This is a genomic window from Cohaesibacter marisflavi (assembly GCF_900115225.1).
Classification (GTDB): Bacteria; Pseudomonadota; Alphaproteobacteria; order Rhizobiales; family Cohaesibacteraceae; genus Cohaesibacter; species Cohaesibacter marisflavi.
The window spans coordinates 13,862-34,075 of the sequence record NZ_FOVR01000004.1 but is presented as its reverse complement, the minus strand read 5'-3'; the positions used below and the strand labels follow the sequence as shown (position 1 = coordinate 34,075).

Annotated in this window: 16 protein-coding genes; 14 read left to right on the top strand and 2 right to left on the bottom strand. The window is 53.8% G+C overall.

Annotated elements, in window-relative coordinates; genetic code table 11:
- Positions 1-101 precede the first annotated feature (101 nt).
- From argS to BM258_RS24460, 11 genes are all read left to right on the top strand, one after another.
- Positions 102-1,862: an arginine--tRNA ligase gene (gene argS, locus BM258_RS09135; RefSeq protein ID WP_090071406.1), complete on the top strand. Its 1,761-nt coding sequence runs from the start codon at positions 102-104 to the stop codon at positions 1,860-1,862.
- A gap of 78 nt (positions 1,863-1,940) precedes the next feature.
- Complete coding sequence (locus BM258_RS09130) at positions 1,941-4,682, top strand: SPOR domain-containing protein (RefSeq protein ID WP_175528015.1); 2,742 nt, start codon at positions 1,941-1,943, stop codon at positions 4,680-4,682.
- A 159-nt stretch (positions 4,683-4,841) separates the two neighbouring features.
- Positions 4,842-5,828 carry a segregation and condensation protein A gene (locus BM258_RS09125; protein ID WP_090071402.1) on the top strand — a complete coding sequence of 329 codons (987 nt, stop codon included), beginning with the start codon at positions 4,842-4,844 and terminating at the stop codon, positions 5,826-5,828.
- Positions 5,828-6,541, top strand: a complete 714-nt coding sequence (gene scpB / locus BM258_RS09120; protein WP_407062714.1) for an SMC-Scp complex subunit ScpB — start codon at positions 5,828-5,830, stop codon at positions 6,539-6,541. Before BM258_RS09125 ends, scpB begins: the two co-directional genes overlap by 1 nt.
- A gap of 141 nt (positions 6,542-6,682) precedes the next feature.
- Positions 6,683-7,792 carry an ABC transporter ATP-binding protein gene (locus BM258_RS09115; protein ID WP_090071398.1) on the top strand — a complete coding sequence of 370 codons (1,110 nt, stop codon included), beginning with the start codon at positions 6,683-6,685 and terminating at the stop codon, positions 7,790-7,792.
- 113 nt (positions 7,793-7,905) lie between these two features.
- Positions 7,906-8,130, top strand: a complete 225-nt coding sequence (locus BM258_RS09110; protein WP_090071396.1) for a twin-arginine translocase TatA/TatE family subunit — start codon at positions 7,906-7,908, stop codon at positions 8,128-8,130.
- Positions 8,131-8,194: 64 nt separating this feature from the next.
- Positions 8,195-8,695, top strand: a complete 501-nt coding sequence (tatB, locus tag BM258_RS09105) for a Sec-independent protein translocase protein TatB (RefSeq protein WP_090071394.1) — start codon at positions 8,195-8,197, stop codon at positions 8,693-8,695.
- Positions 8,695-9,489 carry a twin-arginine translocase subunit TatC gene (gene tatC / locus BM258_RS09100; protein WP_090071392.1) on the top strand — a complete coding sequence of 265 codons (795 nt, stop codon included), beginning with the start codon at positions 8,695-8,697 and terminating at the stop codon, positions 9,487-9,489. Before tatB ends, tatC begins: the two co-directional genes overlap by 1 nt.
- A gap of 188 nt (positions 9,490-9,677) precedes the next feature.
- A complete protein-coding gene (serS, locus tag BM258_RS09095) occupies positions 9,678-10,955 on the top strand; it encodes a serine--tRNA ligase (RefSeq protein WP_090071390.1) in 1,278 nt (425 codons plus the stop codon).
- A 133-nt stretch (positions 10,956-11,088) separates the two neighbouring features.
- The gene (gene surE, locus BM258_RS09090; protein ID WP_090071388.1) at positions 11,089-11,841 is read left to right on the top strand and encodes a 5'/3'-nucleotidase SurE; all 753 of its coding nucleotides are present in this window, start codon (positions 11,089-11,091) and stop codon (positions 11,839-11,841) included.
- A 1,134-nt stretch (positions 11,842-12,975) separates the two neighbouring features.
- Complete coding sequence (locus BM258_RS24460) at positions 12,976-14,244, top strand: peptidoglycan DD-metalloendopeptidase family protein (RefSeq protein WP_175528014.1); 1,269 nt, start codon at positions 12,976-12,978, stop codon at positions 14,242-14,244.
- Between the two features lie 96 nt (positions 14,245-14,340).
- Here BM258_RS24460 and BM258_RS09080 read toward each other — a convergent pair whose 3' ends face one another.
- Together BM258_RS09080 and BM258_RS09075 are read right to left on the bottom strand one after the other, a co-directional pair.
- Positions 14,341-14,859: a CinA family protein gene (locus BM258_RS09080; RefSeq protein WP_090071384.1), complete on the bottom strand. Its 519-nt coding sequence runs from the start codon at positions 14,857-14,859 to the stop codon at positions 14,341-14,343.
- 106 nt (positions 14,860-14,965) lie between these two features.
- On the bottom strand, positions 14,966-16,192 hold the full coding sequence (locus tag BM258_RS09075; RefSeq protein ID WP_090071382.1) for a bifunctional 2-C-methyl-D-erythritol 4-phosphate cytidylyltransferase/2-C-methyl-D-erythritol 2,4-cyclodiphosphate synthase: 1,227 nt from the start codon (positions 16,190-16,192) through the stop codon (positions 14,966-14,968).
- A gap of 307 nt (positions 16,193-16,499) precedes the next feature.
- On the opposite strand from BM258_RS09075, the gene dusB reads away from it, so the two are divergent.
- The 3 genes from dusB to ntrC are packed head-to-tail and all read left to right on the top strand — an operon-like array spanning position 16,500 to position 20,091.
- Complete coding sequence (dusB, locus tag BM258_RS09070; protein WP_090071380.1) at positions 16,500-17,537, top strand: tRNA dihydrouridine synthase DusB; 1,038 nt, start codon at positions 16,500-16,502, stop codon at positions 17,535-17,537.
- Complete coding sequence (locus BM258_RS09065) at positions 17,534-18,643, top strand: two-component system sensor histidine kinase NtrB (RefSeq protein WP_090071378.1); 1,110 nt, start codon at positions 17,534-17,536, stop codon at positions 18,641-18,643. The genes dusB and BM258_RS09065 overlap by 4 nt, the downstream gene beginning before the upstream one ends.
- Before the next feature lie 14 nt (positions 18,644-18,657).
- Entirely contained in the window at positions 18,658-20,091 is a 1,434-nt protein-coding gene (ntrC, locus tag BM258_RS09060) for a nitrogen regulation protein NR(I) (protein ID WP_090071376.1), read from the top strand.
- Positions 20,092-20,214 lie beyond the last annotated feature (123 nt).

Genomic DNA, 20,214 nt, shown 5'->3' with positions numbered 1-20,214 from the left:
ACCCTCTACACTGCTAGCAATCAGTGCCAGATGCGCGCTACTTGAGGCGAGTTTCAACAAGAACCGCCCCGCCACTGGCCGACGATCATACAGGATTGAAGATGAACGTCTTTACTATTTTTACCGACCGGGTCAAGGCTGCAATCAGCGAGATCGGATTGACGGCACGCGATGGCTCAGAGCTTGACCTGTCCCGTGTGATTGTCGAGCCTCCACGCGATGCGGCCCATGGTGATCTGGCCACCAATGCTGCGATGGTCCTGTCCAAACAGGTTGGCATGAAGCCGCGCGATGTTGCTGACAAAATCGCTGAAGCGCTCGCTGAGGACAGGGATGTGGCCAAGGTGGATGTCGCCGGTCCGGGCTTTATCAATATGGCGCTGTCCGATGATTTCTGGCGGGGTCTGGTGAAGACGATCGTCAAGGCCGGTGAGGCGTTCGGTCGTTGCGATCTCGGGGCTGGCTCGAAGATCAATGTCGAATATGTGTCCGCCAACCCGACCGGCCCCATGCATGTGGGCCACACGCGTGGCGCCGTGCTGGGGGATTGCATTGCCAATCTGTTGGATTTTGCAGGCTATGACGTTTGCCGCGAATATTACATCAACGATGCGGGGGCGCAGGTGGATGTTTTGGCACGGTCTGCCTTCCTTCGGTATTGCGAGGCGCTGGGCGATGATATCGGCACCATTCCAGATGGTCTTTATCCGGGCGATTATCTCGTGCCTGTTGGCGAGGCGCTGGCCAAGGAACATGGCGACAAGCTGAAAAAGGCAAGCGAAGAGGAATGGTTGCCTCTGGTGCGGGCCTATGCTGTTGATGCGATGATGGAGATGATCCGGGGTGACCTTGCCGCCCTCAATGTCAATCATGATGTCTTCTTCTCCGAACGCAGCCTTATCTATGGCGAGAAGGATCGGGTAAAGGAAGCCATCGAATGGCTGTCTGACAAGGGACATGTCTATGTGGGCACTTTGCCACCACCCAAGGGGCAGCTTCCCGATGATTGGGAAGATCGTGAACAGACACTGTTCCGGTCAACTGAGTTTGGCGACGATATTGACCGTCCTTTGAAGAAGTCTGACGGTAGCAACACATATTTCGCCAATGACATTGCCTATCACTTTGACAAGTTCAAACGGGGCTATTCAAAACAGGTCGATATTCTCGGTGCTGACCATGGTGGCTATGTCAAACGGCTGAAATCTGCTGTTGCAGCCATCACACAGGGTGAGGGTGGTCTGGAAGTCAAGATTTGTCAGCTGGTCAATCTGATGCGCAATGGCGAACAGCTCAAGATGTCCAAGCGCGCAGGTAACTTCATCACGCTGCGTGATGTGGTGGAAGAAGTGGGCGTTGATGCCGTACGCTTCATGATGATGTATCGCAAGTCCGAGGTCACGATTGACTTCGATTTTGCAAAGGTCACCGAACAGAGCAAAGATAATCCGGTCTTCTATGTGCAATATGCGCATGCCCGGACCGCTTCCATTTTCCGCCAGGCTGCAAATGAAGTGCCGCATCTGTCTGTCGGGCTCGAAGATCTAGCAAATGCCGATCTGAGTGCTATAAATGATGAACTGGAACTGGCGTTAATCAGAAAGCTGTCAGAATATCCGCGAATAGTAGAGGGTGCGGCCGAAACACAAGAGCCCCACAGGGTTGCGTTTTACCTTTATGATCTTGCTGGATATTTCCACGCTGTGTGGAACAAAGGCAAGGAAATGCCGCAATTACGCTTTATTAACGTTAAAGATGAGAAAATGACTCTAGCGCGCTTGGCTCTTGTTCAGGCAGTGGCCACGGTAATCAGTTCTGGCCTCGGTCTGCTTGGTGTAAATGCACCTGAAGAAATGCGATAGTTGGTTACCAGTCATTTCTCAAGACAAAGCTTTGCCAGGCAGTACGAGTTAAGTGTATGAATGAAAAGGCAAATCGCCATGTCTGATCCCAATGACAAGAAGCCGCAATCACCCGCATCCAACTGGTCCGATTTTGAACGTCAGGCTCGTGAAAACAAAGATGCGGCTCCGGTTATGGAAGATCCATTGGCCGAATTGGACCGAATCGTCTCAAGTGGCGACTTTGGTTCAGGTTCCGGCCAACGTGGTGGTTCTACTGTTTCTGAAGATGATTTGCGGATTCTGGAACAAGAATTAATAAAAGAGTTGCGCGGACAACATGATGAATCTGGCTATGTGCCGCCGGCTCCAGGTGGTCAGCCAGCTGCGCCTCAAGGCGAGGTAACACGTGCGGACATGCGAGAGCATGATCCGGTGCCACAGGCTCGTCCAATGGCGCAAGGCAGGCCTCAGCAGCCGGTGCAGAATAGCCCTGCGCCTGATCCGCGGGACGCCATAGATCCCAGATTTGATCCCGGATATGCAGTGCCTGAAACTCCGATTTCGCAGGATCCTGGAGCGTATGCTCAGGAACCAGAAGTTTCTCAGGCTCCGCTGCCCTCTGCTGATCGCCCAGCAGAAGGCGGACCCGGGCTGGATGACTGGAGCTCACTTTTTGATGACATCGCGCCATCTTCTTCGGCGCCATCTTCTCCAGCTCCCACTGCTCCTGCAGTCGAGTCGGAGCACACGCGTCAGCCTGTCGAGACTGCCGATGATGAGCCGCCGGTGGCTACCAGTGGAAGCTATGGTCAATTGAGCCGCCGTTCTGCCGCAGAGAAGGAAGATTCCTTCTTCACCGGTTTGCGGGCTACGCGCGAACAGGACGATTTCCGCTCTCAGCCAGAGCAACCTGAGGCAAGCCCTCATGCGCCGGAAGTGTCTCTTGGAGAGCAACGAGGTCCGTCCCTTCGAGGTGGCCGGTCCTATGATGAAGGTGCAGCCGGTCCTCAATATGGTCGCCAAGCTGAGCCAACCGCTCCGCGTGCGCCTCGGGTCGATCCGCTTGGCGGGTATCAGCCTGAAGCGGCAGACGCGCCAGTGGAGCCTGCTCCCGAACCCGTCATGCCATCCAGTTGGAGAGATCGTCGGCAGGCTGAGCCTGTTGCCGATCCTATGCAGGACTACCGTCCGAATGATCCAGCTGCCGGGGTATCTGATGTTCCTTATGGCGGTGGTCAATCCCCGCGGTATGCGCCGGATCCTACGCCAGCGCCTGCATCCGAGCCTGAGCCATATGGCACCTATTCGCGATCTCAACAGAGCCCGTCCGATAGCTACGGACAGCGGCGGCCTGTTGAAGAACCGATGGCACCAGCTCAGTCGCGTGGTCTGCGTCAGGACCCGTTTGCGGTCTTCAATGATCCGTCTGCGCAGCAGGCAAGCGAACCCTATATGCCGTATAGGGCACCTGAACCAAATCCAACGCCAGCTCCTGACGTAAATGTTGCCGGGCAGCATGATGATTATGCCAACTATGGCACAGACCCATCTTACCGTGATCCGGGCACCCAATCCTATGATCAGGGATATGCGCCGGGGCAGGGTGGCTATCAGGATCCTGTCGGGGATGACTTTTCTGCTGCGGATGCGCCTGTATATGGGTCATATGCTGATCCGACGATTGCTCAGGCAGCCGCAGAGAGTGCGCCCAATTATCAGGATGAAGACTACACCACTCTTGAAACGGCCGCAGCCATGGCCGCTCCTCAGCCAAAACGCAGGTCCCGCAAGGGGCTCTACATGGCCGCTGCTGCGGCTGGTGTTGTGGTTGTTGGCGGCCTGCTGGCTTGGGGTTTCGGGCAGAGCGGCGGTGGCAGCACCGAAACACCGGTCATTGAGGCCAATAATGATCCGGTGAAGGAAACGCCTGAAGATCCGGGTGGCAAGGTTGTTCCGCATCAGGACCAGACGGTTTATGACCGTATTGATGGCACCGAAAGCGATGAAGGGCCGTCCAACATGATGCCGGCAACCGAGACACCGATGGATATCACAGCCAACGGACAGTCGCCGCGGGTCATTCCATTGTCTGGTGGCGAATCTTCCGTGTCCCAGTCTACGGGTGATGGCGATTCCGTCAGCGGTGCAGTGGCTCCGAAAAAGGTTCGTACCGTGGTTGTGCGGCCTGATGGCACATTTGTGACCTCTGAAGAACCTGCAGATTCTGGCGCCAATCAGAACCAGAATACGCAGCTCTCCAGTGTCGATCAGCAATTGTTGAATGCGACGCCTTCCGAACAGGCCATTTCGCAAACCAACAATACGGATATCAATGGCAATCAGCTCAATGGAGGCGGGGCGAATGCCGTGCAGCCAGTTGTTGATGAAGAAGATATGCCGTTGCCGAAGTCCAAGCCTGCCGAGTTGGCGGCGCTTCAGGCGGCTAACCAGAGCAGTGCACCTCAGCTTGCACCAGCTGCACCGCAGCCGAGCAGCCAGGCTCCGTTGGTTCTGACGCCAACCGCCCCGGCGGCGGCTCCTGCGCCCAATCCTGTTCCGCCACAGTCCATTGCCGCTCCGAGCGGGAATGGTGGCTACACTGTACAGGTGACGTCTCAGCGCACACCTGAGCAGGCACGGGCCAGCTATGCCAACATTCAGGCCCAGTTGAGCAGCGTGCTTGCCGGGTATCAGCCGGATATCAAGCAAGCCGACCTTGGCGCACGGGGCATCTATTACCGTGTCCGCGTTGGTTCCTTTGCTGATCAGGGTGGCGCGATCAACTTCTGTAACCGGATCAAGGCTGCCGGTGGTGACTGTCTGGTTGCACGTCAGTAAGCTCAATACTCATATATGAATGCGAAAATCCGGCTTAGTGGCCGGATTTTCTTTTTGTGCGCTTGGTTTGGCTCAGAAAGAACGATAGTCTTTCCTTATAAGGGTAACCGATAGCGGGTCTGGGGCGAGACCTTTCTGTATAGTGAGATCTGGCGGAGCATGGCATCTAGCGAAGAACGTAAGGGGCGCGGGCAAGGCAAGGCGGTTGTTGGCGAGACCTCCGATGTGGATCAATTGTCCACTGCTGCCGAGGATGCCACTTTGCCCTTTGCATTGACGAGCGAAAGCGATGTGTCCGGGGGGCAAGGCGATAGCGCCAAAGCTGACGAAAATGCCTCATCTTCAGAGGCAAGTGCGGATTGGGGTGAATTTTCTGATCTCAATCTGGTGCCCAAGGCAGGCGTTGGCGAGCCATCGCTGATTGTTGATGTCGATGGCTTTGAAGGGCCTCTGGATTTCCTTTTGGCGCTGGCCAGAAAGCAAAAGCTCGATCTGACCAAGATCTCAATTCTGGCGCTGGCCGAGCAGTATTTGCAATTCATTGAGCGCGCCCGCAAGCTGAGGCTGGAACTGGCAGCGGACTATCTGGTCATGGCGGCCTGGCTGGCTTATCTCAAGTCCAGATTGCTCATCCCCGAGATGCCTGATGAAGATGAGCCGAGCGGTGAGGAACTCGCAGCCATGCTGGCCTTTCGTCTGCGCAAGCTTGAAGCCATGCGCGAGGCTGCGGGCAAGCTTATGGATCGCCCCTGCCTTGGACGGGATTTTTTCATCAAAGGGCAGCCTGAAGATATGTCCCTTATCCGCAAGCCCCAATTTTCCGCCTCGCTCTATGATCTGCTGACCGGCTATGCCTCTTTGCGGCAGAGACAATCTGTGTCGCTGGTGCATGTGCGCAAGCGCGAGGTCTGGTCCCTACCCGAGGCCCGGGATGTTTTGATGCGGCTGATCGGCGGCGTTCATGACTGGACGCCCGTTGAGACGATTTTGCAGACCTATCTCAAGCTCTCGGATATTCGTACAACGGCTTTGGCCAGCTCTTTTGCCGCTTCATTGGAGCTGGTGCGGGAGGGGCATCTGGAGATCCGGCAGACCGATGCATTCGGGACAATCTATGTGCGCGGCAAACAAGGGAAGGGCCAATGATGGAAGAAATAGAACAGCCCTTGGGGGGAGAGTATGAGGCGTTGGCCAAGGAAGCGCGCTTGCAGCTCAAGCGGATGGTGGAGGCCCTGCTCTTTGCCAGTTCGGAGCCGCTGAGTACGGCCGATATCGCTGTCCGTTTGCCGGATTCGGTCGATGTGCCGGCCATTCTTGCTCAACTGAAAGAGGATTATAAAAATCGCGGCGTCAATCTGATTGTGGTGAATGACAAATGGCTGTTTCGCACGGCCAAGGATCTTTCTTTCATGATGCAGGCCGAGGCGATCGAGCCGCGCAAGCTCTCGCGTGCGGCTTTGGAAACACTGGCCATTATCGCCTATCATCAACCCGTCACGCGCGCCGATATCGAACAGATCCGCGGCGTTTCCGTTGCGCGCGGCACTTTGGATGTACTGCTGCAGACCGAATGGGTGCGGGTAAGGGGGCGCCGGCGCGTTCCCGGGCGTCCGGTTACCTATGGCACCAGCGAGAAATTTCTTATGCATTTCGATCTGGCATCCATTCAGGATCTGCCGGGGTTGGAAGAGCTCAAGGGGACTGGCATGCTGGATTCTGCCTTGCCGCCGGCTTTCTCCATGCCGTCACCTGATGACACCGAAGATTTGGCCGATGACGAGGAGCCGCTTGAAGATAATTACGAGCTCGCGCTTGAAGCGATGGAAGAAGACGACAAGCAAGATACCGATGAGTCCTGATTGGCCTTCCTTGAGAGACCAAAGTTTGCCTGTCTTGATGTCTATATTATGAGTATAAAAGTTGTGTTTTGGAATTGGCCAATGCATAAGACGTCTGAGACTGGATATAGTCAGCCCATTTAACGGAGAGTATCATTGAATATGCATGAGGGCCGCAATCGTTGGGGAAGTCGAGGCACGGCGCGGGCAGCCATCGCTGCCGGACTTGATTTTGAGGCGATTGAGTGCTCGTTCGATGGGCATGAAGTACTGCGTGATATCTCTTTTTCCATTGAGCCGGGGCAGATCGTGTCCCTGCTTGGTGCATCGGGTGCTGGCAAGACTACGCTATTGCGGATCGCGGCCGGTATCGAAAGCCCGACTTCCGGAAAACTGCGGCTTAATGGCAAGGTCGTTGCTGGCGAGGGGGTATTCGTGCCACCCGAGGCGCGTAATGTCGGGTTGATGTTTCAGGATTATGCCCTGTTTCCGCATCTCTCGATCCTCAAGAACGTGATGTTCGGGCTTAAGGATTTGCCGCTAAAATCTGCCGATATAGAAGCGAGGGCAGCGCTCAAGCGTGTCGGTCTTGAAGAGTATGCGGATCATTTCCCGCATATGCTTTCTGGTGGGCAGCAGCAGCGCGTGGCGCTGGCGCGTGCCATTGCGCCTCGGCCCAGTGTTCTGCTCATGGATGAGCCTTTTTCCGGTCTTGATAATCGCCTTCGGGATCGGGTGCGCGATGAAACCATTGCGGTGTTGCGTGAAATGGGGGCAACGTGCGTCATCGTCACTCATGATCCGGAGGAAGCTCTGCGGGTGAGTGATCGCATCTTGCTTTTGAAGAATGGGCATATTGTGCAATATGCGAAACCGGAAGACTTGTATTTTAATCCAGTTGATTATTGGGCGGCACGGTTTTTCTCCGACCTTAACGAGGTGGAGGGCGTCGTCAAGGCGGGTGCCGTGCATACGCCAATCGGTGTTTTTGCAGCTGACGGCTTTGAAGACGGGCAAGACGCGCTGGTCTGTATCCGCCAGCAGGGCGTTAAGCTGCATAAGGCGATCAATGAGGAATATGTGTCCGCTCTGCCTGCACGCGTGAAGAGACGTATGTTTCTTGGAGAGATTGATTTATATGAAGTAACAATCAAGGATTGCGACAATCCTTTCTTTGTCCGATCTGGTTCTGGACATATTTTTGTGCCAGGAGAGAATATCGGTGTATCGTTTCGTAAAAAGGATGTACTGATATTTGCCAAATCGTCCTAGATTGCTTATTTCTTTGACAAAGTAAGCTCAAAGCTGGCAAAAGGCTCTCGTGTGTTCGAGCGTGCGCGGAGAGGCTCTTTGCGACGCGAAGCAGAAAATAAAGGGATTTCAGTATGCAGATTGGTATCTGGCAGGTCGCAATTATTGCTGTCGTTGTTGTTCTTCTTTTTGGTCGTGGCAAGATTTCCGACCTGATGGGTGATGTCGCAAAGGGCATCAACAGCTTCAAGAAGGGCCTCAAGGAAGAGGACAAGGAAGAAAACGACCAACAGGCTCTGGAAAGCAAGCAGTCTGAACAGGTTTCTGCAAGTAGCGAAGAGAAAGACAAAGTGAACTAAGCTGTTAGCGCACTTTTGTTATCTATTTGTTTTTCCTGTATTCTAGCGTGTCCGGTGCATTTCGATGTTTGATATCGGTTGGAGCGAAATCATCGTGGTGGTTATCATCACGATTCTGGTGGTAGGGCCCAAGGAACTGCCCGGATTGCTCAGAACTGTTGGCAAAACCGTTGGCAATGTTCGACGTATGGCCGGCGATTTCCAAAATCAGTTCAACCAAGCCCTGCGGGAAGCGGAGCTTGATGGTGTTGCTGATACCTTGAATGATGTCCGCAATCTCAATCCGCGCAATGCGGTCAAGAATGCTGTCACCAAGCAGTTGGGTGACATCAGCGATGTGACGGATGATGTCTCCAAGAGCATGAAGGAAAGCACCGACGAGATCAATTCGTCGCTGAATGACAAGCCCGCCGAACTCTCTTCCAAAACGGCGGATGAGCCTTCTCAAGCGGTTGAAGTAGAAGAGGCTTTTGCCGAAGAAAATCAGGATACCGAAATTCTGGATGGTGATGCAGCCAAGGATAGCGCAGAACCGGAAGCCGGTGTGACCAAGAAGGCTGACTGATGAGTGACAATGAAAAAGACGAGATTGAAGAGAGCAAGGCTCCTTTGATCGAGCATTTGGTGGAGCTTCGCAGTCGCCTGCTCAAGACGGTGATTGCGATTGCGATTGCCTTTTTATTCTGCTTCTATTTTGCCAGCGATATTTTCAATATTCTTGTCATCCCTTATGAACGTGCCGTTGGCGGAACGCATCAGGTGGAGATGATTTTCACCGCGCCGCAGGAATATTTCTTCACCCAGCTTAAGATCGCGCTTTTCGGCGCGCTGTTCATTGCCTTTCCGGTGATCGCCAGTCAGATCTACATGTTCATGGCGCCGGGGCTCTACAAACATGAGCGAGAGGCCTTCCGGCCTTTTCTGATTGCGACGCCAATCTTGTTTCTGCTTGGCGCCTGCCTTGTCTTTTTCGTCGTCATGCCTCTGGCGATGCAATTCTTCCTTTCCATGGAGCAGGTGGGCGAGGGACCGGTTGAAATTCGCCATCTGCCCAAGGTGAGTGAGTATCTCGGTCTGATCATGACCCTGATTTTCGCCTTCGGCCTTGTGTTCCAGCTGCCGGTGGTTCTGACGCTGTTGGCGCGTGCCGGTATCGTGGATTCTGCTTTTCTCAAGTCAAAGCGCAAATATGCTGTTGTGGTTGCCTTTATCATGGCTGCTATTTTGACGCCGCCAGACCCGATCAGCCAGATGGGGTTGGCGCTGCCAACGCTGCTGCTTTATGAATTGTCCATTCTCTCGGTCAAATCCGTGGAGAAAAAGCGGGCAGAACGAGACGCCGAAGAAGAGGCGTCCTAGAGATTTTCGCAAACTTGCACCATGGCCTGAAGGAAATTGTTTGTCTTTCGGGCCATTGTTTGTGGGTTTTCTGCATTCTTTGCGGTGACTAAGTGGCATTATGCTTGCTTCATGCTTGGGGCTTGCCTATTTTTCGCCCGTCTTAATTTTTCAACCCTCCCACCAAAGCTAGATTCGGGATTACTGACATGTTCGATATCAAATGGATTCGCGAGAATGCCGAGGCATTCGACAAGGCTCAAATTGCACGCGGAGCTGAAGCATCGTCATCCCGGCTGATCGCGCTGGATGAGGAGCGGGTCGTTGAAGTGCAGAAATTGCAGGAAGCTCAGCAGCGCCGCAATGCTGCCTCAAAGGAAATTGGCAAGGCCAAAGGGTCGGGCGACGAAGAAAAGGCGCAGGCTCTGATGGCCGAAGTGGGTCAGCTCAAAAGCGCCATTCAGAATGGCGAAGCCAAAACTCGTGAGTTGCAAGATGCGCTCAACGCGGCTCTGTCGAGCCTGCCGAACATTCCGCTGGATGATGTGCCTGCTGGCAAGGATGAGGACGACAATGTCCTGCATCACACTTGGGGTGACAAGCCGGAGCTCAGCTTCGAGCCAAAAGAGCATTTTGAGCTGGGTGAAGCGCTTGGTCAGATGGACTTTGAAAGCGCAGCAAAACTGTCCGGTTCGCGCTTTGTTGTGCTGAAAGGTCAGTTGGCGCGTCTTGAACGGGCCATCGGTCAGTTCATGATCGATACCCACATCAATGAGCATGGCTATGATGAAGTGTCCGTGCCGACATTGGTGCGTTCTGAAGTGATGTTTGGTACTGGCCAGTTGCCGAAATTTGCCGAAGATGCCTTTCATACCGATGATGATCGCTGGCTGATTCCGACTTCCGAGGTTCCGCTGACCAACCTGGTGCGTGAAAGCATTGTAGATGGTGAAAAGCTGCCGATGCGCGTAACGGCACTGTCTCACTGCTATCGTTCCGAAGCCGGATCTGCTGGGCGTGACACGCGTGGTATGCTGCGCCAGCACCAGTTCACCAAGGTTGAAATGGTTTCTGTAACGGACGAGAACAGCTCAGTTGCCGAACAGGAGCGTATGCTTGGCTGTGCGGAAGCCATTTTGCAGAAACTTGGCATTCCTTACCGTGTTGTTACGCTGTGTATCGGTGATATGGGCTTTTCTGCACGGCGCACGTTCGACATCGAAGCTTGGCTGCCGGGCCAGAAGACCTACCGCGAAATTTCCTCTGTTTCCACCTGTGGTGATTTTCAGGCGCGCCGCATGAATGCGCGCTATCGTGATGCCTCTGACAAGAGCGTCAAATATGTGCACACGCTCAATGGTTCCGGCGTCGCCGTTGGCCGTTGTCTGATTGCTGTCATGGAAAATTATCAGACTGAAGATGGCTCCATCGTGATTCCGGAAGTTCTGCGTCCTTATATGGGCGGATTGGAAAAGATTTCCGCCTGAAGCATCAGATGCTTCAGTTCATGACTTTTGGCTTGTGGGTGCGCGTTCTGATCGCCCGCAGGCGGTATTCCTGTTTTCCAAACGCGGATCGCTGCGCTTGGCTTTTTGAAACTTTGACTGATGAGGCAATGCAATGCGAATTCTTCTGACCAATGACGATGGTATTAACGCACCCGGTCTTGTGGTGCTAGAGAAGATTGCGCGTGCGCTCTCTGACGATGTCTGGATTGTTGCGCCGGAAACCGAACAATCCGGCATGGCGCATTCCCTTACGCTGCATGATCCGCTCCGGATGCGGAAACTGGGTGACAAAAAATTTGCCGTACACGGCACCCCAACAGACTGTGTCATCATGGGGGTTGATCATATTCTGGACGGGCGTCCGGATCTTGTTTTGTCAGGTGTCAACCGCGGTCAGAATATGGCTGAAGACGTGACCTATTCGGGCACTGTAGCCGGTGCAATGGAAGGCGTTGTACTCGGTATTCGATCCATTGCTCTTAGCCAGTCCTATAGCTGGGAGAGCTGCGAGCCATTTGACTGGAGTGCTGCCGAAGAGCATGGCGCTCGAGTTGTCAAGGATCTGCTCGATCATGAATTGCCAAGACAGACCTTGCTCAACGTGAACTTCCCGGCATGTCCGGCAAGTGAAGTGGAAGAGGTTGTCTATACCCGTCAAGGCAAGCGCGATCAGGCGCATTTGAGCGTGGTTCCGCGCGTTGATACGCGTGGGCTTTCCTATTTCTGGCTTGGTTTTGAAGATCGCAAGTCCGACCCGGCCGAAGGAACTGACCTGCACGCTGTGATGCATAAGAAAATCTCGGTTACGCCGCTGCATCTGGACATGACAGACAATAGCACACTCGATAAAATGATGAAGGCATAGGGGGAATTACCCTATTAATACCAGCCTCTTAATGTCAGAGAGGGGTTGGATTTTTCTCATCAGAAGGCCGTAACGCGAGCGCGTTGCGGCCTTTTTTGTATTCATTTGCTCAAATGGGAAAGTAAACACAGGGTAGTGGTTTCGATGCCCATTTTAATGCCTGTTTTAAAGGTTTGGAAAGGATACTTGGATTAAATTGGTATCAACTTGTAGGGTGTTGTGCGTAGAACCGGTGTTGGTATGGACTATTTAGTATTGCGTAAGCTTCTGTCAACGACCTCATTGCTGGCGATGGCTGCCACCCTTGCAGCCTGCAGCGGTGAAGTTGAACGTTTTGGAACTCCTGGCTCAGGATATACTTCCAATCAGAATGAGATTTTTACCAGCTCGGTTCGTTCTCAACCCAGTGTGGCGCCGGTGAATCAGCCTATGCCAGCTGTCGTGCCTGTGGGGAGCAGTAGCGCGCAGCCTATTTATCGTGATCCTGCCTATCAGGCAAATGCCACCAAGCAACCTTCTTATAATGCTCCCGTTTATTCGGCTCCTGCGTCTCCTGCACCCGTTGCACAGGCTTCTTCTGTCAGTCAGTCTGTTCCAGTGTCTCAACAGGCAGCTCCTGTCGCTTTGACAACTGGGTCTATTAATCGCTCAGCATCAAATACCTATCAGTCATATCCGTCGCAGCCCATGCCGCCGATGCCTTCGGGGAATCGTCAAGCGTCTGCCGGTCCTGTCTATGTTGATGTGGCCAGTGCTTCCAATTCTAGTGGGTATCCTTCTAGGGCGCCTTCCTCCAATGCTGCTGTTCTGAATGGGCCGCCGGTTGTTGTGTCGCGCTTCGATAGCCTGCCGCACGCTGCACCGCGCCCGAAATCCCAGGTCGCTTCCTATAATCCTGCGCCTAACAATCAGTATCGGCGCGTACCTGTTTCTATGCCAGCGGCTTCTTCAGCGACGGCTCCGCAGCAGGAAACGCAGCAATCTCGTTTCAGTCTGGCTAGGATATTCTCACTGCCAAAGAACGCGCCTAAGTCCAAAGGGATAGATTATACTTCAACGGCTTCGATCGCTCCGCCGAACCCTATTCCGACGGGCGGACAAGTTGGTAATAGCTATTCAGATCAAGTGCGTGCCATGTCTGCGCCTTCTGCATCGGCACAGAATCACGCCCGAACGAGTGGTCAGTGGACCAGTGTCGGCGGCACTATGGTGACGGTCGATCAGGGTGAAGATATTCAGTCTCTTTCGCGCCGCTACGGTGTGCCGGAAAAAGCCATTGCTGATATCAACGGACGGAATTATGTGGTGCCGGGTCAGCAGGTTTTGATTCCTGTGTTCCAACAGCAAGGCTATAGAAGCTATGCAGCCCAGACACAGCGACCACAGCAGCCTGTTCAGCAAAACCGGAATGCCCAATCGTCGCAGCCCATGCAGCTGGCGTCCATCAGTTCCAGCTCGGTGCAGTTGCCTTATGTGATGCGTGTGCCAAAGGGTAACCCTCTGCGTTTGCGCGGTCAGTCCGCTTATGGGCGCGAAGTTGTGCAACTTCAGCAGAATGCAAATGCCCAAAACCGTCATATGGTCAATCCCGGTGAGACACTGAGTGGCATAGCGAGCCGTTATGGCGTGTCAACGCGTGAGCTTGCTCAGGCCAACAATATGTCGGTCAGTGCACCTCTGAGAATGGGGCAGCGCTTGCATATTCCGCAGAGAAATCAGCAGCCTGCGATCGATTATACGACAACGGCATCGATCAATCGCAATGCCGGTGGCGTATCGACGACGCAACAGGACAGCCGTCAAGTATCTGCGCCAGTGATTGCAGCGGTTCCGAAGGCAAAGCCACGTTGGGTGCGTGAAATGGCGTCAAGCGCCCATTCATCACCTTCAAGCCAGCCGAAGAAGCAGCGCGTTGCGTCTCTGAAAAATGCTGTTGGGTTGCCAGATGAGGCTTCCAGTTCTGCGCCTTCCCAAGTAAACGCAGCACCGGTAACACCTGTGTCCAATCAGTCAAACGACACCGCTTCTGCTGCGAAATTCCGTTGGCCTGTTCGTGGGCGCATCATTTCCGGATTTGGTGGCGAGAATGCTGGAGTTCGTAATGAGGGGATTAACCTCTCTGTGCCGGAAGGGACGTCCATTCGTGCGGCAGATAATGGGACCGTCATCTATGCGGGCGATGACCTGAAGATGTATGGCAACTTTATTCTTGTTCGCCATACCAATGGTTGGGTTACGGCCTATGCTCATAACAACAAGCTGCTTGTCACCAAGGGTCAGATAGTACGGCGTGGGCAGATTATTGCTGAGGCTGGGATGTCTGGCAACGTGAGAGCTCCTCAGTTGCACTTCGAACTGCGAATTAAGGGAGATCCGGTCGATCCGGTTCCATATCTGAGCTAGATATCTCGCTCAATCATGGAGCGAGAATGTGTTTATTTATAAAAAGCCACTATCAAAAGATGGTGGCTTTTTGTTTTATTGCTGATGAAATGAATTCTATTCAGTTGAAATGAAATGTTTTTGCGTCATCGCTTCGATGAGCATGATTATGGCGTGTTCGACCGTTGCTGCGCGTACATTCTCGCGATCCATTGCGGCAAAGATCTTTTTGTTGTGGCTTTGGGTGTACTGTTTTGACGATACGGCAAAATGAACCAAACCTACGGGCTTTTCCTGCGTGCCACCGCCGGGGCCGGCAATGCCGGTGACGGATACGGCGAAGTCGGCGTTGGAGTGCGCAAGGGCGCCGTCAGCCATGGCGCGAGCAACCTCTTCGCTGACAGCGCCAAATTCTTTGATCATTTCAGCAGGAACGCCAAGGACTTCTGATTTTGCTTCATTGGAATAGGTGGCAAAGCCGCGGTCAAAGGAAACTGACGCGCCGGGAATTTCAGTCAGGGTGGCGCTTATCATGCCAGATGTACAGGATTCTGCCGTGGCCAGCTTGTAGTCATGCTCTCTGGCGATTTCTAAAACCTGATTGGCCAGTTCAATCGTGTCCATGGTCACATACATGTTTGATCCTTTCCTGAAGAAGGGCATTCAGGGGCTGTCGTCTAGGCGTGCTCTTGCCCGGATCTTCAATTGTGCCAGTTTGATGGGCTTTTCGTTAGTGTGACAATCAGTCTTCTTGTTCAGGCAAGCGTACTGTGGCTGTAGCAAGTGCTGCAATGCCTTCTTTGCGACCCGTAAAGCCCAGACGCTCGGATGTGGTTGCCTTGACGCTGATGCGGTCAATGGAAATCTGGCAGAGCTGGGCGATTGCTGTGCGCATATCCGGCCGGTGTGGGCCGATTTTGGGCGCTTCGCAGATGATGGTCATGTCGATGTTGGAGAGCTTGCCGCCGCGCTCTTTTACGCGCCTCACGGCGTCTTTTAAGAACAAATCCGAGGCGGCGCCTTTCCATTGCGGGTCGGAGGGCGGGAAATGTGTGCCAATGTCGCCGTCGGCAATGGCGCCAAGGATTGCATCTGTAATGGCATGCAGGCCGACGTCGGCGTCGGAATGTCCCTTGAGCTTGTGCGTGTGGGGAATGGAGACGCCACCGATGATGACTGCATCTCCTTCATCAAAGGCATGAACATCATAGCCAGTGCCTACTCTGATGTCTGTCAGTGGGCGCGAGGCGGTTGGGGTGATCATGGTTTCAGCCATGGTGAGATCTTCCTGACTGGTAAGCTTGCGATTGGAGGGGCTGCCCTCGACGATATGCACCGGCTCGCCAACCCATTCAGCCACAGAGGCGTCGTCGGTGAACGCGTGGAGTGTTTGGTTAAAAGCTTTTTCATGTGCGTTCAGGATAAAGGCATAATCAAAGGCTTGTGGCGTCTGCGCAGACCAGAGTGTCGTGCGGTCAATGGTTTCCAGAATCGCGCCTTTGGCATCGACTTTCTTGATGGTGTCCGTAACGGGAGTGGCAACGAGGCAGGCCTTGTGCTCTTTGAGGCTTTCAAAACAGCGCGCCAGAATGGCGTCGGTGATGAAGGGGCGGGCGGCGTCGTGGATCAGCACATGCTTTGGATTTTCCGTCTTGATTGCCTTGAGGCCATTGAGGACGGAAATTTGACGCGTGTCGCCGCCGTGAACGGGAGGAAGCAGTTTTGCTTTGGCTTGTTCGGCTAACTGGCCCGTCAAGGTTGGTGCGATCGCTTCATTGTAAAGATCGTTGTCTTGCGAGCCGATGACGACCTGTATTCGATCAATCTTTTCGTTGGCGAGAAACTGTTCCAGTGTTCTGAGCAGGACCGCTTTGCCGCCTATCTCGAGATATTGCTTGGCAACGGTGTCGGATGCGCGTCTGGCGCGACTGCCTGATCCAGCGGCAACGATAATGGCGGCGCATGTCATTTTGTCTTGGTTTCCTGATCGGTCACGTGCGTGCGGTGCTTTGATTCGCCAAAAGCGAGAAAACTCGGGTGATATCGGGCGCACGCGCTTGTTTCTTTTTGCAATGCCCGGTGGATTGTTGCAATAATGGATTTGCGCCCGTTTGCAGTAAGGCTTTTCATGAAAAAGAAGCTGCGGTCAAGTGATCTTTGGGTTGCTTGTTCACTTAGGGTGTTAATGATCAAAAATTGATCAGCGAATTTGCTTGCACATTTATTAGGCACAGATATACTGTCTAGTGTTGTGAGTTTTGAAAGCTGATCTCTTTATGCCATCGCTTCCATTCCATAAGGCTGGAAACAGCTTGACTGTAGGGTCCGTTTCGTTGCCGAACGGCGTGTTTCTTGCGCCAATGTCGGGGATAACGGATTTGCCTTTTCGCATGCTCGCCAAACGGTTCGGGGCAGGGCTCGTTATTTCCGAGATGGTGGCCAGCAAGGCCTTTGCTGTAGGGAAGGAAGAAATGCGCCTGAGGGCCGAAGGGCAGGGCGTGGATGTGCATGCCGTGCAACTAGCTGGCAATCAGGCCGAATGGATGGCCGAAGCTGCGCGCCTGTCTGAAGGGGCTGGGGCGGCGCTTGTCGATATTAATATGGGCTGTCCAGCCAAGAAAGTTATTTCCGGTTATTCCGGCTCTGCGTTGATGCGTGATCTTGATCAGGCCCTGCGTTTGATTGACGCGGTGGTTGGTGCCGTCTCTGTGCCGGTTACCGTCAAGATGCGGTTGGGCTGGGATGATGACAGTCACAATGCGGCTGAATTGGCCAGGCGGGCCGAGGAAAGCGGCGTTTCCATGGTGACGGTGCATGGACGCACGCGCAATCAGTTTTACAAAGGCAATGCCGATTGGCGCGCTATTCGGGTGGTTTCTGATGCCGTGTCCGTGCCTCTGATTGCCAATGGTGATGTGCTGAGTGAAGACGATGCGATCACCTGCCTTGAACAATCGGGTGCGGATGGGGTGATGATCGGGCGAGGCGCTTATGGTCGCCCATGGTTGCCAGGTTTCATTGCGCATTACTTTGCAACGGGTGCGTATCTGGACGAGCCCGCTGGCGCGGATTTGCTGGCACTCGTGCTGGAGCACTATGACGCCATGATCGACTATTATCCCGATATTGTCGGGGTGCGATGCGCTCGCAAGCATCTTGGTTGGTATATGGATGGGGTTTTGCAGACACCCGTTTCCAATTCCTCCGAACTATCAAATCTTAGAAAAGTAATTTTAACCGCAGAAGAGCCTGAGACTGTGCGCATTGCGCTGCGCGAGTTTTTCAGCGTTGCTGCGGAGAGGCACGTAGCATGATTGAAAGCAAAAAAGGCGGCAGCTTGGCGAGCAACCCCTATCAGGCAATGATGAGTTCCTTGCCGCATCCGGTCGTGATGGTTGATGAGGAGGGGTTCGTTGCTGCAGCAAATGATATGGCGCAGTTCTTCTTCCAGTCCAGCGCGTCTCATTTGCGCAAACAGAAGCTTGCCGAATTGTTGCCCTTTGGCAGTCCGGTTCTGGCCCTTGTCGATCAGGCTAGAGATCGGCTTGCGCCGGTGAATGAATATCGTATCGACATTTCCAACCCGCGCATTGGGGTCGAAAAGGTCGTGGATGTTTATGCTGCGCCCGTACCCGACATGACCGGGTTTGTGACCGTGATGCTGCAAGAGCGTTCCATCGCTGACAAGATGGATCGTCAACTGACCCATCGCGACGCAGCGCGTTCGGTGACGGGGCTTGCTTCCATGCTTGGGCATGAAGTGAAAAATCCTCTCTCTGGCATCCGGGGCGCAGCACAGCTGTTGGAAAGCTCCGTCTCGGATGAAGATCGCGCCCTTACGCAGTTGATCACGCAGGAAACTGACCGGATCGTCCGATTGATTGACCGGATGGAAGTCTTCTCTGATCAGCGGCCGGTAGAGCGTGAGGCCGTCAATATCCATGTGGTGCTTGATCGGGTCAAACAGTTGGCACAGGCCGAGTTTGGTGACCGGATTCGCATCATTGAAGAGTATGATCCTTCCTTGCCGCATGTTTTCGCCAATCAAGACCAATTGGTTCAGGTGTTCCTGAACTTGGTCAAGAACGCGTCTGAGGCTGTTATTGAGGTGCCCGATCCCGAGATCGTTTTGACGACAGCGTTCCGTCCCGGCATCCGTATTCAGGTGGCCGGTTCGAGCGAGAAAACCTCACTGCCACTGGAAATTTGCGTAAAAGACAACGGACCGGGCATTCCCAAGGAACTTGAGGACTGCCTGTTTGATCCGTTCGTGACGTCCAAAACCAACGGATCCGGTCTCGGGCTCGCACTGGTTGCCAAAATTATCGGGGATCATGGCGGCGTCATTGAGTTTGACGGGTCTGGTCGCCAGACCATTTTCCGGGTGATGCTGCCCACCAGCACCTCGGATCAGATATAGGAGTTCGGACCACTATGCCAAAAGGGACAATCCTGCTTGCAGATGATGATACCGCCATTCGTACGGTGCTGAATCAGGCGCTGTCTCGTGCCGGATACACCGTGCGTCTGACTTCGAACGCCACTACCTTGTGGAGTTGGATTTCACAAGGGGAAGGCGATCTGGTCATTACCGACGTCGTGATGCCGGACGAGAATATTTTTGATGTTCTACCGCGTATCAAGAAGGCCCGGCCTCATTTGCCGGTCATTGTCATGAGTGCGCAGAACACTTTCATGACGGCGATCAAGGCATCAGAACGGGGCGCTTATGAATATCTGCCCAAGCCTTTTGACCTTAAGGAGCTGATCAATATTGCTGGTCGTGCTCTTTCAGAGCCAAGACCGAGTCTTCAGCCTGCGGATGACGATGGAACGGATATTCCGCTTATTGGCCGCTCTGCTGCCATGCAGGATATCTATCGCATGCTGGCGCGCCTGATGCAGAATGACCTTACGGTCATGATCACGGGCGAGAGCGGCACCGGCAAGGAACTTGTCGCGCGGGCTCTGCATGATTATGGCAAGCGCCGCAAAGGCCCGTTTGTCGCCATCAACATGGCGGCCATTCCGAAAGATCTGATTGAGTCCGAACTGTTCGGCCATGAAAAGGGCTCTTTCACCGGTGCGCATGGGCGCTCGGCAGGCAAATTTGAAATGGCCGAAGGGGGCACGCTGTTTCTTGATGAAATCGGTGATATGCCTATGGAAGCGCAGACGCGTTTGCTGCGTGTTTTGCAGCAGGGGGAATATACCACCGTTGGCGGGCGCACGCCGATAAAGACGAATGTGCGCATCGTGGCTGCGACCAACAAGGATTTGCAGTCACTCATTCATCAGGGGCTTTTCCGTGAGGATTTGTTCTTCCGGCTCAATGTCGTGCCGATGCGTCTTCCTCCTCTGCGGGAACGTGCCGAAGATATCAAGGATCTGGTGCGTCACTTCTTTGCTCTTGGTGAGCGTGAAGGCTTGCCGGTCAAGCAGATCCAGCCAGATGCTCTGGATGTGATGTTGCGTTATCGCTGGCCGGGCAACGTCCGCGAGTTGGAAAACCTCGTGCGGCGTCTGGCGGCGCTTTATCCGCAGGACACAATCACGGCCAACCAGATTGAGAATGAGCTCAATCAGATCAGCCTGACGACAGACGTTCAACCTGAGCAGAAAGTCCAGAATCTTGCCGGGGCCATGGAGTCTTATCTTGAACAGCTGTTCAAGGAATTTGGCGACAGCCTACCACCTCCGGGGCTTTATCACCGCCTACTCAGAGAAATCGAGTATCCATTGATTTGTGCCTCTCTTGCTGCCACCAAGGGCAACCAGATCAAGACCGCCGAATTGCTCGGGCTCAATCGGAACACTCTGCGCAAGAAAATCAAGGATCTTGATATTCAGGTGGTCAGGGGCGCCTGATCGCCAAGAATCCGCCATTTACAATAGCTCTGTGGCTTTTTTGACACAGAGGTGCCGTTTGGCATGGACAGTTTCTGAAAGACCTGTCACATTTAGGCAACAATTTCATTGAATAGAAGGGGC